The following is a 15,246-nucleotide window of genomic DNA, read 5'->3' on the forward strand; positions in this document are numbered from 1 at the left end:
CAGGCCGCAGCGGGCGCGGAAGCTCCCGGCGCCCGCCTCCCGCACGCCGCCGCGCGCCGCTTCGCCCGCCGCCAGCGCGGCTTCGTAAGCGCCGCGCGCGTCCAAGGCGCGCTTCTGCGCCAGCAGGCAGTCGCCGTAGACGAGCTGCACGTCCGGATGCGCGGCGTAGCGATCCGCTTCCCGGCGCAGCAGCGCCTCCGCCCCGTCGGCGTCGCCGGCGGCGAGCAGCGCCTTCGCCCGGTCGCGGACGAGCGAAGCCCGGTACGGCGCGTCGTCCGGCGCAAACAAAGAAGCCAAAGCAAACGCCGCGCAGGCGTCCTTTGGCCGGTTCAACTGGCAGAGCGTCACGCCCCGGTTATACAGGTGGAACGGGTCGTCCGGCGCCAGGCGCAGCGCCTTGCCGATCAACCGAAGGTTGCGCTCGGCCTTCGCCTTGCGCGCCATCGGCTCCGGCAGGTAGCCGTCATGTCCCAGCCGCAGCCCGGAGGACGGGCCTTCGACGTAGCGCGGCTCGGCGCCGGGCCGGACGAGCTGCTCGTGGACGACGCCGGCATACCGCAGCCCGCGATCCGCGCGGAAGAGACGCATGGCGTCGTGCGCCAGCGTCTCCCCTTCCCCGCGGCCGTACAGGCTCTCGATCCGCGCGGTCAACCCGTCCGCGGGCGTCACGCGCAGCAAGCGGCGAAGGCCGGCCCGGTCGAAGCCGGGCTCCAGCCACTCGTCCGCGTCCACCGCGAGCACCCAGACCGTGCGCGCGGCGTCCAGCCCGGCGTTGCGCGCCGCCGCGAAATCGTCCTCCCATGCCGCCCGGACGATCCTGGCCCCGTACGCTTCCGCGATCCGGACGGTTCCGTCGGCGGAGCCGGTGTCCGTGACGACGATTTCCTCCGCGAAGCCCCGCACGCTGTCGAGACAGCGGCCGAGCGTCGCCTCTTCGTTGCATGCCAGGACATGAATGCCGAGCAGCATGGAATCACGCTCCCAAATTAAGTGCCTTGCCCGTTGAAGTACACGTCGATCGTCGTCGGGTTGCCCGCGGCCGAAGAGCGGTACGCCAGCCGGGTGTATTTCAGAAACCGCTGCGGCACCAGCACATCCACGCTGCCGACGGCGATCCCCGTCGTCGTGTCGACGTCCGCGTACCAGTTCGTGCCGTCGGCGCTGATTTCCACGCGGGCGTCGGCGTCGTTCGCGCCGGGACCCACGTTGTGCACGAAGAAGGAATACGTGCCGAGCACGCTCGTCGTCACCGCCGGAAGCGGCGTGAACGCATCCGCCGTCGCGAGCGCCGTGCTCGCCTGTTCGACGAAGCTCTTCTGCGAGATCGACGTCACGCTGCTCAGCGTACCGCCCGTGATCGTGGCGCCCATGACGCTCGTAATCGTGCCGTTCAGCAGGTTCGTCAGCGTTCCCGCCGTGATCGTCGCCCCGAGCACGCTGGTCAGCGTACCGTCCAGCAGGTTCGAGATCGTGCCTGCCGTAATCGTCGCGCCCAGCACGCTCGTGATCGTGCCGTTCAGCAGGTTCGTCAGCGTTCCCGCCGTGATCGTCGCCCCGAGCACGCTCGTAAGCGTGCCGTCGAGCAGGTTCGAAATCGTGCCCACCGACACCGTGCCGCCCGAGATCGCCACCGTACCGGCCGTGATCGTGGCGCCCATGACGCTCGTGATCGTACCGTTAAGCAGGTTGGTCAACGTTCCCGCCGTAATCGTCGCCCCCAGCACGCTCGTGAGCGTGCCGTCGAGCAGGTTCGAAATCGTGCCGCCCGAGACCGCCACCGTACCGGCCGTGATCGTGGCGCCCATGACGCTCGTGATCGTACCGTTCAGCAGGTTCGTCAACGTTCCGGCCGTAATCGTCGCGCCCAGCACGCTCGTGAGCGTGCCGTCGAGCAGGTTCGAAATCGTGCCCACCGACACCGTGCCGCCCGAGATCGCCACCGTACCGGCCGTGATCGTCGCGCCCATGACGCTGGTGATCGTACCGTTCAGCAGGTTCGTCAGCGTTCCGGCGGTAATCGTGGCGCCGAGCACGCTGGTCAACGTGCCGTCCAGCAGGTTCGAGATCGTGCCCGCCGTGATCGTCGCCCCGAGCACGCTCGTAAGCGTGCCGTCCAGCAGGTTCGAGACCGTGCCCCCGGACAGCGCGACCGTACCGGCCGTGATCGTGGCGCCCATGACGCTCGTGATCGTACCGTTCAGCAGGTTCGTCAGCGTCCCCGCCGTGATCGTCGCCCCGAGCACGCTCGTGATCGTGCCGTTCAGCAGGTTCGAAATCGTGCCGACGGACACCGTGCCGCCCGAGATCGTCACCCCGGAAATGCTGGTGATCGTACCGTCCATAATAATATTCAATATATGCCCGGCCGTGTCCGTTGCCACCGGCTGCGGCGTCAGCGTCGGATCCTGCCCGAATATCAACGTGCGCAGCTTGTCGGGATTCGGGTTAAAGGATGAAAAGTTCGGCATCGTTCCTCACATCGCTTTCACAATAAAATTCGCTCGCTTCCGGTTCCGGATGATTCACTTGATCCGCTGTGCCTGATAATAAACGGCGATCCGCGTCGGCTTCCCTTCGTGCATGGATTTCAAGCGCAGCCGCGTGTACCGCTGAAACCGCGCCGGCACGACCACGGCCGTGCTGCCGCCCTGCACGACCTCTTCCGCGTCGACCGCGTAATCGAAGCCGTTCGGACCGATCTCGAGCTGCGCGATCGCAGGCTCGCTCCCCTCGTTGACGACGGCGTACGAGTACGTGGCCTTGTTCGAGGTATCCTGCGCGGGCAGCGCGACAAAATCATCCGTTGTGCGTACATCCGAAAAAATTCGCTCCGAAAACACGCCGGCGGCGGCGGTCTTCTTCTTTTTGTTATGACAAGGATGATTCGATTGCCCGTTCGGTTTGCAACGCGGGGGAAGCGCAGGCCTTCTCCCTTGGTGACAGCGTCGGGTCTTCTTGGTCATGTCATCTTCCCCTTAGCGCAACGCTTCTGCATTTTATGTAATATTTTCCATGATAGAAACGGCAGTTGTCCGCCGGACCATAGGCCAATTTTTACATATCATTAAGGATTGTCTCGAGGTCTTACTGAATTTCCCATTCCATATAATGTAAACTAATCGGAATATGATTTGCGGGTCCCATTTTCAGAAAAGAGGTGCTGCATGACCAACTATCATATATTCAACACCGAACAAAATCCCATATATATGCAGCAGAGCAATGTTTTCGCATCCCCCGGCATAAATGGCGCCCCCGAGCTCGATGCCGCCAAGAACGGCGTGCTCTATATCTTGAATTCCGGCAGCGTCTCCGTCGGCTCTGGCAGCTCCCTCCTGCTGCAGGCGGCCAATCCGGTCGGCAGCGGGAAGCGGCTGTTCGTCTCCCGGGTCGCGGGCGGCACGACGGCGGCAGCCGCGCTGACGATCGCGTCGGGCGGCACGATCGCGGGCGGCACGACCCCCGCTCCGTTCAACGCCTTGTTCGGCAATTCCGCCGCGAGCGCCGCGACGACCAGGCAAAATACGGGCACCCTCGGCGGCGCGCCGACGACCGTCATGACGATGCAGGTGACGAGCGGCATGTTCGCGATCGACTTCTCGGGCAGCCTCGTCGTCCAGGCCGGCCAGACGATCTCCTTGACGCTCGGCGCCGGCGCCTTGACCGGCTCGCTCAACCTGACATGGTGGGAGGCATAGCGGACATGCCGAATCAAATCGTCTTCGATCAAAGCAACGGCAAGTTCTTCGGCAAACTGGCGAACACGTACGCCGCGCCGGGCATCGTGGCCCCGCCGGATTACGACGCGGCCGCCGAGGCGCGGGAGTTCGCCGTCAGCTTCGTCACCTCGTCGACGCTCGGCTTGCTCGGGGGCTCGGTCACCGCGGCCGTGCAAATCGCCAACCCCGCCGGCAGCGGCCGCACGCTCTACGTCTCCCGCATAGCCGGCGGGGTTGGCATCGCGCTCAATCTGCTCTCGAGCTTCAGCGACTCCGTCGCGCTCGCGCGCGGAGGCACGATCGCCTCGCCCGCGGCGCTGACGCCGGTCAATACGCGGCTCGGCAGCGGGGCGGCAAGCGTCATGACGGCGCGCTCGTCCGCGAGCGCCATAAGCGGCGGCACGAACTTCTTCGCTTGCCCGATCAACGCCGGCATGTTCAGCGCCGATTACGGGGGCGCCCTCGTCGTGCCGCCGAATCAAAGCCTCTCCATGACGGTAAGCGCTTCGCTCAGCGTGGCCGGCATTCTGTCCTGCTTCGCCAACGCGCTCTGGTGGGAAGGTTGATGCCGCGCGTCGACGCGCACAGCAAAAAGCGGCCGCTTCCGTAAGCACGGAAGCGGCCGCTTTTGTCTGGCCTATTGCAAATTGGGCGTATCGCGTCAGCCGGGATCGCAGGTCTGCGTGTGCACCTCGGCCGTCAGCTTGCGAAGCTGTTCGCGCAGCGCGACGATGCCGTCCGGGGTCAGGCTCGTCTGGCAAAAGACGCGCTCCGGGATGTCGGTCGCCCGCTCCTTGAGCGCCCGCCCGTCGCCGGTCAGCCGGACGATGACGCTGCGCTCGTCCTGCGGGTCCCGTTCCCGGCGCAGCAGGCCCATGGCCTCGAGCTTCTTGAGCAGCGGCGTCAGCGTCCCGGAATCCAGGTACAGCCTGCGGCCAAGCTCCTTCACGGGCACTTCGTCCTTCTCCCACAGCGCCAGCAAGGTGACGTACTGCGTATACGTCAGGCCCAGCTCGTCGAGGAACGGGCGATACAGCTTCGTCACCTCGCGCGCGCAGGCATAGAGGGCAAAACAGAGCTGATTGTCCAGCTCGAGCATCGCGCTCTTGTCCATGATTCGTCTCTCCAATCTATGTCAATGCAATTAAATTGCATACAATTGATGTGGTTAGAATATCAGCTGACCCGAGGGCTGTCAACTGATTTCCTTGCCGGCGCCGCGCTGCAGGGCCATGAATTCCCGGAGCATCGCGATGCGCCACACGACGATCATGCCGAACGCGAGCACGAAGAACAACGCGCCCGTCTGCGGGATCGACACCTTCGACTCCACCGCGTCGTGCACCAGCAGGCGGACGATCAGCAGGCCGAGCAGAATGAACACGAACATTTTGGACCGCTTCAGGACGATCTCGCCGCCGACCCGCTCCAGCTTGGACGTCCGGATCAGCGGATAGGCGAACACGGTCGCGCCCGCGGCGAAAGCGATCAGCGCCCACGTCCACGGCACGTGCGTCTCGGGCACGACGAACATCAGGAAGCCGGTGGACATGCCAAGCGGGGGGATGATGATTTTCCGCATGTTCGTCGGCCGGTTGCTGGCCCGCAGCCGCAGGAACATGACCGCCGCGCCGGACAGCAGCGTCACGACGATCGACGCGACATGGCCGACTGAAAACGAATTCTGGAACATCCGGACGCACTCCTTTGCGGCAAGCTCCGCGGTCGGTTCGACGGCTCTGGCGAAGCAGCCGTCACTCCATCTATCCTACCTATTTTGCGCCGTTGTTGCAAACGCCGCCATTCCCGAAGGGACGCGCTTCGTCTCCTTAGACGAGCACGTCGGCGCGGATCTTCACGACCGCCTTGCGGATCGGCATGTCCTCGTCCGCCGAGCAGTTCGGACGGTGGATATCGGTCGGGAAGAGGACGACGAAATCGCCGGGCACCAGATGTACGGTTTGCTCGCGATGAATCTCGCCGTAGAACGCGATGTCTTCCGCGTCGTAGCGGTCGTCGGTCACGATCTGGTCCTCCGCCGCTTTGGCGACGCGCATCTGCTCGCGGCCGCTCAGCAGCAGCTGCACGTCGGTGTGCGTCCGGTGCGTCTCCGGCGGTACTTCATGCCACGGCCGCGTCACCGGTTCGTTGATGAGGAGGAACATGCCTTCCTCGCCGATGTCGTGCCGGCCGGCGGGCAGCGCGTCCAAATCCATGGCCTGCAGCCGCTCGATCGCGCGCCGCACGCCCGCGGGGAACGTCTGCTTCTCGCGCGCCCAATTGGTCATGTCGCTGATCATCATCGGTTCAGCCTCCTTCGGTAACGATCGCCTTGACCCGGCCTACGTCGCCGCTCTGCAGGCGGACCTTGATGCCGTGGGGGTGGTTCGGCGAATTCGTCAAAATATCCTTGACCACGCCGCGGGTCAGGCGCCCGGTCGGCTGGTCCTTCTTCAATACGATGTCGACCGTGAGGCCCGGCCGGATGTTCGCGCGCGATTGTCCGTTTGTGCTCATGCGGGGCAGCGCTCCTTCTCGTTCGGTTTTCTGTCCCCCATCATAATCCAGCGGGCAGGCGAAGTAAAGGAACGGGCCTTTCGTTATTTTCGTTGACAGTGAGAATGAGAATTACTATCATTAGAGTAGAAAAGCAGGCTGGCGAAGCGCGCGGGCCGCGGAGAGGCAGGGTTCCGGACGGATGAAGAAAATCAAATACTGCTGCCGCAATTTCCGGCACGGCTCCAAGACCGTGTTCAAATCGCTGAAGCAGGAATTTCCCGATTTGAAGCAGAAGAAGAAGGACTGCCTCGGCAACTGCAAGCTGTGCGCCAAGCAGTGCATGGTCCTGATCGGCAAGACCGAAGTAGTCGTCGCCCCGTCCGCGGACGCCCTGTATGCGAAGCTGAAGCATCGGATAGGCTAATGACGGCATAGTGTGGTACGATAAGAGAAGAAGCGCCGGATCGACCGCATCCGCCCGCCTTCTTCTCTTTGCGTTTACATACGACCCTAATTGGAAAGCGAGGCGTAGCCGATGATGAACGACACGCTCAGCGAAGCGTTGAACGAACAGCTGAACTTCGAGTTTTATTCCGCCCACGTGTATTTGGCGATCGCCGCGTATTGCTCCGGAGAAAGCCTGGACGGCTTCGCGAACTTCTTTATCGTGCAGGCCGAAGAAGAACGTTTCCATGCCATGAAATTGTACAAGTACCTCAACGACCGCGGGAAGCGCGTCACGTTGAACGGCATGGGCACGCCCAACAACGACTATGGCTCCATTCTCGACGCGTTCGAGCATGCCTACCAGCATGAGCTCGAAGTCACCAAGCGCATCTACCACTTGTCCGACCTCGCCCTGAACGACCGCGAGCATGCGACGATCCAGTTCCTCAAATGGTTCATCGACGAGCAGGTCGAAGAAGAAGCGATGTTCGACAGCATCATCAACAAGCTGAAGCGCATCGACCAGGACAGCAACGCGTTCTTCATGCTCGATGCCGAGTTCGCGGCGCGCAGCTTCACCCCGCCGGCGAACGCCTAAGCGTACCGCAGGGCGGCGGCCCGGCGGCGAAACGCCGGCGAGCAAGACGCGGCCGGACGCAACCGGCGCTTGAACGCGCGAAAGGACAGCCTCGGGGCTGTCCTTTTTTTGCATGGCCGCCTATGGGCTGGCGGCTTGCCTTAACCGGGCCGGCGATTCCGCCGATGTCCCGCAACCGTCAGCGGCGGCGCGTCGTCAGAATGGTGAGCGCGAATTTCGGCAGCACCAGCTGGCGGCGCCAGCGCGACGGCTGCTTCAGCAGCCGGTACAGCCATTCGACGTTCAGCTTCTGCCAGATGACGGGCGCGCGCTTCACCTTGCCCGCGATGACGTCGAGGCTGCCGCCCACGCCGAACGCGACCTTCGCGTTCAAGCGGCTCTTATGCTTGTAGATCCACTTCTCGGCATTCGGCGCGCCGAGCGCCACGATCAGCAGATCCGGCCGTTTCCGTCCGATGTCGGCCACGATCTCGTTCTCCTGGTCGCCCTTGAAGAAGCCGTTATGCCGGCCGGCGATCTCCACGCCGGGATACTTCGCCTTGATGATGCCGACGGCCTTCGCGTTCGTCTCCTCGTCCGCGCCCAGGACGTAAAGCGAGAAGCCGTTTGCCGCCGCGCCCTCCAGCAGCCGAATCAGCATATCGTAGCCCGTCACGCGTTCGGGAATGCGCGTCCCCTGCCATTTCGCCGCGAGCACGACGCCGATGCCGTCCGGCGTGACGAGATCGGCCTCGTCGACGATCCGCCGCAGCTCCGGCTGCCCCTTCGCCGCCATCACGATCTCCGGATTGGCCGTAATGAGATGGAACGGCTTCGTCTCCGCGCGCGTATCCGCCGCCAGCTTGGCCTGAATCAGCTTCACCGTATCCGAAAGCGTCATTTTCGAGAAGGTCACGCCTAAAATATTGACGCTGTCCATGCTTCCACACCTTCCTCTTCCTCACTCATGCTGTCCCTTATTGTAGCACAGGGCCCATGCCGGCGAAAGAAACCGCCCCGCCGGGCTAATCGAACAGCCCGCCGAGCCAGCGGATGAAGTCGCCGACGATCGGCACGAGGCCGAAGCCGTGCTCGCCGATCGCGACCAGGCCGTAGACGCGCTCGCCGATCGCCACCGCGCCGACGACATGCTGGCCGATGGCGACCGCCCCGAGCGCGTTCTCGCCGATCGCGACGGCCCCGAGCGCGGATTGGCCGATCGCCACCGCCCCGAGGGCAAGATCGCCGATCGCCACCGCGCCGGCGGCGAGGCCGCCCGAGAGCGCGACCGCGCCGAGCCCGAGCATGGCGCCGAGGGCGACGGCGCCGAAGCCGACGATGCCGACCGCCACCGCGCCGCCGGCGACGAGGCCGATCGCGACGTCGCCGAGCGCCACGAGGCCGAAGGCGACCTTCGGCTTGCCCCTGCCCGCGCTCGTGCGGATGCTGATGACGGGAAACTTGGAAGTCGGCCATTGGTAGTCGATCTCGTTCCGTCCGTTTTGGCCCAAATACCGGTTAAACCGAAGCAGCCGGCTCCATTCGAACATGTCGCGCGCTTCCTCCTCTTGGCTTCTTTGGTGATTCAAGCCTTTTTTTCAAGCGTATACTAAAGGCAAGAGCGCAGGCAACCTCGTTCGCCTGCCGCGGCGAAATTTTTTGACCGGCGATACGCCGACTATAGGAAAGCAGGTGACAGCGATGACGAAACGAATCCGCACGGCGGCGTCCGGCGCGATCGCGCTGACGCTCGCGCTGATGCTGCTCGCGGGCTGCTCCGGCAAGCCCGGCAGCGTCGCCGAGGCGCCCGGCAAGCCGCCGGCCGCCGATCAAGGGGACCGGACCGGCTCCGGGACCGGCGATAACGCCGGTAATCGCGGGAATGACGCAGGTGCCGTGAACAAGAACGATACCGGAGACGGCGGGACGGTCGCGCCTTCCCAGCCGTCCGATCCGTCCGCCGGCAGCGGCGGAAACGGCCCGAACGCGGGCGGCGGGACGAACGGGAACGGAGGAACGAATGCGAACGGCGGAGCGAAGCCGGGCACGGGCAACGACGCGAACGCGGGCGGCGGCAAAAGCGAGCCGGACAGCGCCAAGCCGAAGGTCGTCGCGAGCAACGAGGCGTTCCGCGTCTACGGTCCCGCGCCGGACAGCGTCGTCGGCAAGACGTTCAAGGTGAAGGGGCAGGCGCGCGTCTTCGAGGCGGCCTTCGGCTACTCCTTCGAGGACGGCCACAACGTGCTCGCGGAAGGCCATGCGATGGCGGACAAAGGCGCGCCGGCCTGGGGCGAGTTCGAGCTTGACATCGCGCTCCAGGAGCCGCCGTCCAGCCCGACGGGCGTGCTGACGATCTACGAGGCGAGCGCCAAGGACGGCTCGCACGTGCACGAGCTGCACATCGCCTACACGTTCGACAAAAGCATCCTGAAGCTTGAGGGCGAATAAGGCTTTGGACCGAAATAAAATAAAATAAAACGAAACGAAGGCGGCTGCCATTCCGGCAGCCGCCTTCGTCTTATCCCGCCCGCGGACGCCGCCGTTAGTCGGCGGCATGAAGCGCGTCCAGCGCCTCCGCCCGGTCCGCCAGGAAGAAGAACCGTTTCCCCTGGTTGCATTCGTAAATGAAATCCCGCAAGCTCTTGCTGTCATAGCCGCCGAAATCGCCGACGATGGCGATCTTGACGCCGTAGTTCGTGAACTTCTGCAGGATATCGCCCGCCAGCTTCGTCCGCAGCTCGAAGAAATCCTCCGCGACGTTCGCCTTGTCGAGGAGCAGCTTGTGCGCGTCCCCGTTGTAACTCGCGTCGGCCATCAGATCGAGCGCTTCTTGCACGCTGCCGATGACGACGCCGTCGCCTTCGATGATCGCGACCCGGGACGTCCCGCGCTGATCGATCGTCATGTTCATGCGCCGCACCGCCTTCCTTGATTTCGATGATGCGCCTGCCCGAGGGCCGGCTGACTCCATCATAGCCCGAACGCGCGGCGAGATAAAGCCGCGCGCCGAAAATAAAACGGAGCCCGCCCCGCCGGGCAGGCTCCTCGCGGCGAAGCGCGGCGTCAACCGCCGAGCAGTCCCGCTTCCTTCAAATTCAAGTAGCTCGCCGCGATCGTTTCCATCGGCGTCAGGTTGCGGAGCCGGTCCTGCTCGACGACCATCCAGTTCACGCCGATCTCGCGGGCCTTCAGAATCGAAGGCGCGATCCGGACGATGCCCGTGCCGACGGCGGTCCATTGGTCCGGCGCCTCGGCCGTCGTGACGTCCTTCACGTGAATGGCGGGAACGCGGCCGGCCATCTTGTGCAGCACCTGAACCGGGTCGGCGCCGCCCATCGTGATCCAGGCGATGTCCATTTCGAAGAAGACCGCCTTCGGGTCGGTGTATTCGACCAAAATATCCATGGCGCTCACGCCATTATACGCCGTCCGGAACTCGTGCGCATGGTTGTGGTAGCAGAGCTTGACGCCCTCCGCCGCCAGCCGGGCCCCCGCCCGGTTATACAGCTCGGCGTCGCGCAGCAGCTGGTCCTTGGATTCGCACGGTCCCCACCAGACGGTGACGTGGGACGCCTCGACCGTCGACGCGTTCGCGACGAGCCGGTCCAGCTCCTCGCGCAGCGACTCCCGGCTCGCGCTGACCGTGACGGCCTGCAGGCCTAATGCTTGAAAGCGCTTCACGTTGCTCGCGGCGTCGCCCGCCAGCAGATGAGGCTCCACGCCCTCGATGCCTTGATAACCGATCTCGGCCGCCTTGCTCATCGCACCCCAAAAATCGGTCTTCGCTTCCTCGTGAATGATGCCGATCAAACCCAGCTTCGGATTTCCCATCTTCCGGTCACGCTCCTTGTTCGGCCGCCGGCTCAAAATGGCCGGCGTCCAGCAATTGGATAAACGGATTGTCGGTCACGCCCGCGAGGGGCAGCTCCACCCGCGCGTGGCGCCGGACCGATTCGTAGCACGCATAGATGATCTCGCTCGCGCGGAGCGCCTTCCGGTACGACAGCTCGGGCTCGCGGCCCGCTTCGAGGCTCGAGACGACGTCGTCGATGACCCCGATCATTTGGGCGGCCTCGTCGGCCTCCGCCACTTCGGGCTTCCATGCCGGGTCGTCATAGACCCGCGCTTCGCCGATGCGGCCGTCCCAGTCCACCTCGACGAAGCCTTCGCTGCCCACCAGCCGGACGCCGGTGTGCATATCCTGGTCCGGTCCGCCGGTCTGCACGGCGGCGCGGACGCCGTTCGCGAACACGAGCGTGCCGACCGCCATGCTTTCCGCGCGCACGCTGAACCAATTCAGCGGGTTCGTGCCGTCCACCGCGCCGAGCACCCATTTGACGCCGGTCTCCTCGTTGAAGCTCAGCGCCTGGTCGAACGTGTGGGTCCCGCAATCCAGCAAATTCGGCGGCGAATAGAGATCCATCCGCAGCAGCTTGCCGATCCGTCCTTCCCTCAGCCACTCCCGGACGAGCCGGTTCCCCGCCGCGAAGCGGCGCTGGTGGCAGAACGTCAGCTGGCAGCCCGACGCCTCGGCGAGGCGCGCCATCTCCAGGCAGTCGCCCCAGGTCGGCGCCATCGGCTTCTCGGAATGCACGGCCCGGACGCCCGCCGCCGCGCATGCCCGGAACATCGGCAGGTGCAGCGGCGTCCACAGGCACGAGATGACGATGTCCGGCTTCTCCGCGGCCAGCATGGCCGCGTAGTCCGTATGGACGGCGGCTTCCCCGAACGCGAACTCCGCCTTGAACGACTCCGCCGCCTCCGGACTCAGGTCCGATACGGCGACGACCCGGCAGCGGCCGTCCGCCCGCAGCGCCTCGGCATGGCGCTTCGCCCGGTTGCCGCAGCCGATGAATGCAACGCGATACTTGTCCACGATCACAGCCTCCTCCGCCTACATAGCCTTAGCCTACCACAAGCGCGCGGGGGACGGGGATAGACAATCGTACGAGAAATGGCGGGCGATCGTTCACGATTCGGACCGCGGGAATCCCGGCTAACCCGGACATTCCCCGGGATTCCCCAACAACCGCCAAAATTAAAGATCTTTCATGCCGGCAGGATGTAACTTCCTGACCGAGAATGTAGTCTTATGACAAATAGGGATCAGAGGCCCAGGGAGGGTATCGCGTGAGCTTCAATCGACTACGGACGGCGGCTTTGGCCGTCCTGCTGGCTTTCGGGGCCGCGGCATCTGCCGGCCCGGCCGCGGACGCCGCGGCGACGCGGAGCGCCGTGGACGCGGATGAGGACGTCGCGGCCGTGCCGGCGGCGCCGGCGCTTCCCGCCTTCGGCATCGCGGCGGGCGACGTCGCGGCCGTGCATTTTCACCAGGCCGACCAGCGCTACCTGCCGCTGTTCGCCTCGCGCGGGGCGGACCATGACGCCATCGCCAAGACCGCCTCGGTCGTCAACCGCCTGATCGGCAAGGCGGAGCTGACGAAGGAACGGCTGGAGGGCGAGGAGCATTTCTTCGCCGTCGGCGCGGACATCGACTTGGCCGGCGAGACGGACCTGTCGCTCGAATTCAAGGACCGGCAGCACGTGCTGCTCTACTACGGACCGGACGTCTATCTGGCAGCCGACAACGCCGCGATGGACGATCTCGCGACGCTGATGGCGCTGCCGCCCCGCTCGACGATCAGCACGCTGGAGCCCGCGATCGGCGGGACGCTCGCGATCCGCGGCAGCGACGGGTTCGGGCAGTCCGGCATCGTCAACGTGTTCGTCGAGACGCCGGGCGCCTCCGGCGGCTACACGACGGCGAAGGGGACGTATTTCCCGTCCAAACGGGCGCTGCTCGTCTATTCGGGTCCGATGCGCGAGGCGCGCTACGCGCTGACGTTCGTCCTGCCGGCCTACGGCGAAACGATCGACGGCGCCTTCAAGCCGGTGCTGCCGGGCGAATACAGCCTCGATCTCGTCACCGACGCCGGCAACCCGTCGTTCCCCGTGCGCGTCGCCGCGCCCGCCGGCCCGCAGCTCGCGATCAACGGCGTGCCCGCCGGCGGGACGGCGCTCGCGCCGGTCGTCTCGAACGGCGCCATGCTGCTGCCGATGCGGGCGCTGGCGGAGGCGTTCGGCTGGCGCGTGACGTGGGACGCGGCGCATAAGGCGGCGATGATCGCTTCGCAGCCCAAGCCGCCGGCGGTCAACCCGGGCGGCGCCGGCGAGCTGTCGCTCTGGGTCAACGGCAAGCGGCTGACCGGGGCGAACGCCAAGCCCGTCCTCGTGAAGGGCAGCGTCTATCTGCCGCTGCGCGCGACGGCCGGCGCCCTCGGGCTCGGCCTGACCTGGACGCCGGCCGTGAACGGCGCGCTGCTGACCTTCAAGCCGGCGCCGCTCCGGGAAGGCGCGTACGCGGGCGACCCGCGGAAGCTCGCCGCCGTCAAGGTCCTGAACGGCTACGTCGAGGCGCTGAACGCCCGGGACGGCGCGGCGCTCGAGAAGCTGTTCGCCAAGGACGTCCTGCCGGCCCCGGACTTCGGCGTTATCGGGCAGCGGCTCATTACGGGCATCCGCGCCGTGACGTTCCAAAACCGGCCGGGCGGCGCGCTGCTCGCCGACGTGACGTTCGGCTACCTGTTCGACCCGCGCGGCAACCGGACCGGCGGCGCCGGCCTCGTGCTGACGCAGGAGGACGGCGCGTGGCGGATCGCGGACGTGGACTGAGCGCGGCCGGCGGCAGGAGGCATGCGAAAGAGGCTCGCGAACGCCGTATGCGTCCGCGAGCCTCTTTCGTGAAAGGCAGGGCCTTATTGCCCGCCCGGCGCCGTCGCGATCTGCCACCGCACGCCGAACGGATCGGTCAGCCGGCCGAACAGGCTGCCCCAGAACATCCGCTCGAACGGCATGAGCACCCGGCCGCCTTCGGCCAGCCGGTCGAACGCCTGGCGCGCGGCGTCCTCGGTCTCGAATTCCAGCGTCAGGTCCAGGCCGTTGCCGCGCTCGACGGGCCCGGCGTCCGCGAGGAAGAACGTCACGCCCGCCGCCTGCAAGACCAGATGCATGACGCGGTCGCGATCCTCCGGCGTGCTGCCCGGCATGTCGGCGAACGTCTGCAGGCTCACGATTTCGCCGTCAAGCGCCCGCGCGTAAAATCCCGCCTGCTCGCGGGCATTGGCGCTGTAGAGATAAGGGGTTAATTTGGCCACTTGAATCGCTCCTTTAAGGTGGATGGGATTGCGCCCGTTAACCGGAAGCAATCACGGCTCGCGATGAATCCAGAACCGCCGGACGACGTTCCCGTGCGCCTCGGTGAACTCGGAATCGAACCGGCCGCCGTTCGCGAGAATCGTGCGTTCCGAGCCGTCGTTGCCGCGGTCGCAAATGACGAGCACCTCGTCGAGCCCGAGCCGGTCGGTGACCGCCAGCGCCTGCGCGAGCATCGCTTTGGCGTAGCCCTTCCGCCGCTGCGACGGCGCCACCCCGTACCCGATATGCCCGCCGCTCTCCGCCAGCTTGCGGTTCAGCCGGTGCCGGATGTTGGCGGCGCCGACGATGCGGCCGGCCCCGTCCTGCAGCCAGTAGGTCGAATGCGGCACCCAGCCTTCCTCCACCCGCGCCTCCTCCGACGCTTCCAGCAGAAACCGGACATACGCCGGAAAGTCCGACGGGTCCCGCTCCACGACCCACGGCACGATGTCCTCCCCGCTCTCGATCCATTCCCGGTAAAAGTCCATGTACGCCGCACGCAGTTCGACCGCCGGCCGTACGAGACGCACGTCTCCTCCGCCGGGAACAGCCGCTTCGGCGTTCGGCTTGCCGCCGCTATCCATATCCGCCACTCCTTTCGTTCGCCCGATCGTTCGTCTCCGCCCGGCTTGTCCCGGGCGAGAAAAAAGGCAAGGCATCAGATCGTGCGCTGCTGCCTTGCCTTGCCTTGCCTCGACTTGTCTTGCCTTGTCGTGCCGCTGCCTACCGCGTACGGCCGCGCTGGGCGCGACCGCCCGCGTTCGGCTTGCCGCCCGGGCGACCGCGCCCAGCGCGGCCGTACGCGGTAGG

The 15,246-nt window shown here is 65.6% G+C and carries 20 protein-coding genes; 6 read left to right on the forward strand and 14 right to left on the reverse strand.

All coding sequences use genetic code 11. The features are described 5' to 3' along the window. The 3 genes from I8J29_RS32015 to I8J29_RS32025 all read right to left on the reverse strand — a co-directional run. On the reverse strand, nt 1-969 hold a 969-nt coding region (locus tag I8J29_RS32015; RefSeq protein WP_208851332.1), incomplete at its 3' end, for a glycosyltransferase family 2 protein. A gap of 17 nt (nt 970-986) precedes the next feature. After that, nucleotides 987-2,468: a DUF6385 domain-containing protein gene (locus tag I8J29_RS34095; protein ID WP_240546636.1), complete on the reverse strand. Its 1,482-nt coding sequence runs from the start codon at nt 2,466-2,468 to the stop codon at nt 987-989. 54 nt (nt 2,469-2,522) lie between these two features. Continuing rightward, complete coding sequence (locus I8J29_RS32025) at nt 2,523-2,840, reverse strand: DUF6385 domain-containing protein (RefSeq protein ID WP_208851333.1); 318 nt, start codon at nt 2,838-2,840, stop codon at nt 2,523-2,525. A gap of 324 nt (nt 2,841-3,164) precedes the next feature. On the opposite strand from I8J29_RS32025, the gene I8J29_RS32030 reads away from it, so the two are divergent. Together I8J29_RS32030 and I8J29_RS32035 are read left to right on the forward strand one after the other, a co-directional pair. Further along, nucleotides 3,165-3,698 (forward strand): hypothetical protein, encoded by a 534-nt coding sequence (locus tag I8J29_RS32030; protein WP_208851334.1) that lies wholly within the window; start codon nt 3,165-3,167, stop codon nt 3,696-3,698. Between the two features lie 5 nt (nt 3,699-3,703). Further along, entirely contained in the window at nt 3,704-4,285 is a 582-nt protein-coding gene (locus I8J29_RS32035) for a hypothetical protein (protein WP_208851335.1), read from the forward strand. 95 nt (nt 4,286-4,380) lie between these two features. On the opposite strand, the gene I8J29_RS32040 is transcribed toward I8J29_RS32035, so the two are convergent. The 4 genes from I8J29_RS32040 to I8J29_RS32055 form a co-directional block, all read right to left on the reverse strand. After that, nucleotides 4,381-4,833 carry a MarR family winged helix-turn-helix transcriptional regulator gene (locus I8J29_RS32040; RefSeq protein ID WP_208851336.1) on the reverse strand — a complete coding sequence of 151 codons (453 nt, stop codon included), beginning with the start codon at nt 4,831-4,833 and terminating at the stop codon, nt 4,381-4,383. Nucleotides 4,834-4,914: 81 nt separating this feature from the next. Next, complete coding sequence (locus I8J29_RS32045; protein ID WP_208851337.1) at nt 4,915-5,412, reverse strand: CcdC family protein; 498 nt, start codon at nt 5,410-5,412, stop codon at nt 4,915-4,917. 136 nt (nt 5,413-5,548) lie between these two features. Next, nucleotides 5,549-6,022: a NanQ anomerase/TabA/YiaL family protein gene (locus I8J29_RS32050; protein WP_208851338.1), complete on the reverse strand. Its 474-nt coding sequence runs from the start codon at nt 6,020-6,022 to the stop codon at nt 5,549-5,551. A gap of 4 nt (nt 6,023-6,026) precedes the next feature. Further along, nucleotides 6,027-6,236 (reverse strand): YwbE family protein, encoded by a 210-nt coding sequence (locus I8J29_RS32055; RefSeq protein ID WP_208851339.1) that lies wholly within the window; start codon nt 6,234-6,236, stop codon nt 6,027-6,029. Nucleotides 6,237-6,417: 181 nt separating this feature from the next. Here I8J29_RS32055 and I8J29_RS32060 point away from each other — a divergent pair, with 181 nt between their 5' ends. After that, a complete protein-coding gene (locus tag I8J29_RS32060) occupies nt 6,418-6,642 on the forward strand; it encodes a DUF1450 domain-containing protein (RefSeq protein ID WP_090642430.1) in 225 nt (74 codons plus the stop codon). 114 nt (nt 6,643-6,756) lie between these two features. Further along, entirely contained in the window at nt 6,757-7,263 is a 507-nt protein-coding gene (locus I8J29_RS32065) for a ferritin (RefSeq protein ID WP_276316367.1), read from the forward strand. Nucleotides 7,264-7,441: 178 nt separating this feature from the next. Here the strand turns inward: I8J29_RS32065 and I8J29_RS32070 are convergent, their stop codons facing one another. Together I8J29_RS32070 and I8J29_RS32075 are read right to left on the reverse strand one after the other, a co-directional pair. Further along, nucleotides 7,442-8,182 (reverse strand): WecB/TagA/CpsF family glycosyltransferase, encoded by a 741-nt coding sequence (locus I8J29_RS32070; protein WP_208851341.1) that lies wholly within the window; start codon nt 8,180-8,182, stop codon nt 7,442-7,444. Between the two features lie 85 nt (nt 8,183-8,267). Continuing rightward, nucleotides 8,268-8,792: a hypothetical protein gene (locus tag I8J29_RS32075; protein ID WP_208851342.1), complete on the reverse strand. Its 525-nt coding sequence runs from the start codon at nt 8,790-8,792 to the stop codon at nt 8,268-8,270. Between the two features lie 151 nt (nt 8,793-8,943). Between I8J29_RS32075 and I8J29_RS32080 the strand changes: the two genes are divergently transcribed. Continuing rightward, nucleotides 8,944-9,690, forward strand: coding sequence for a Gmad2 immunoglobulin-like domain-containing protein (locus tag I8J29_RS32080; protein ID WP_208851343.1), 747 nt, complete (start codon nt 8,944-8,946; stop codon nt 9,688-9,690). Nucleotides 9,691-9,784: 94 nt separating this feature from the next. On the opposite strand, the gene I8J29_RS32085 is transcribed toward I8J29_RS32080, so the two are convergent. From I8J29_RS32085 to I8J29_RS32095, 3 genes are all read right to left on the reverse strand, one after another. Continuing rightward, entirely contained in the window at nt 9,785-10,153 is a 369-nt protein-coding gene (locus I8J29_RS32085) for a DUF4180 domain-containing protein (protein ID WP_208851344.1), read from the reverse strand. A gap of 152 nt (nt 10,154-10,305) precedes the next feature. Next, nucleotides 10,306-11,073, reverse strand: coding sequence for a sugar phosphate isomerase/epimerase family protein (locus tag I8J29_RS32090; protein ID WP_208851345.1), 768 nt, complete (start codon nt 11,071-11,073; stop codon nt 10,306-10,308). 7 nt (nt 11,074-11,080) lie between these two features. After that, nucleotides 11,081-12,118 (reverse strand): Gfo/Idh/MocA family protein, encoded by a 1,038-nt coding sequence (locus I8J29_RS32095; RefSeq protein WP_208851346.1) that lies wholly within the window; start codon nt 12,116-12,118, stop codon nt 11,081-11,083. A gap of 254 nt (nt 12,119-12,372) precedes the next feature. Between I8J29_RS32095 and I8J29_RS34550 the strand changes: the two genes are divergently transcribed. Next, on the forward strand, nt 12,373-13,914 hold the full coding sequence (locus tag I8J29_RS34550) for a copper amine oxidase N-terminal domain-containing protein (RefSeq protein WP_208851347.1): 1,542 nt from the start codon (nt 12,373-12,375) through the stop codon (nt 13,912-13,914). Between the two features lie 83 nt (nt 13,915-13,997). On the opposite strand, the gene I8J29_RS32105 is transcribed toward I8J29_RS34550, so the two are convergent. After that, a complete protein-coding gene (locus tag I8J29_RS32105; RefSeq protein WP_208851348.1) occupies nt 13,998-14,396 on the reverse strand; it encodes a VOC family protein in 399 nt (132 codons plus the stop codon). A 51-nt stretch (nt 14,397-14,447) separates the two neighbouring features. Then, the gene (locus tag I8J29_RS32110) at nt 14,448-15,020 is read right to left on the reverse strand and encodes a GNAT family N-acetyltransferase (protein ID WP_208851349.1); all 573 of its coding nucleotides are present in this window, start codon (nt 15,018-15,020) and stop codon (nt 14,448-14,450) included. Nucleotides 15,021-15,246: the final 226 nt, after the last annotated feature.

The organism is Paenibacillus artemisiicola (assembly GCF_017652985.1).
GTDB lineage: Bacteria > Bacillota > Bacilli > Paenibacillales > Paenibacillaceae > Paenibacillus_Z > Paenibacillus_Z artemisiicola.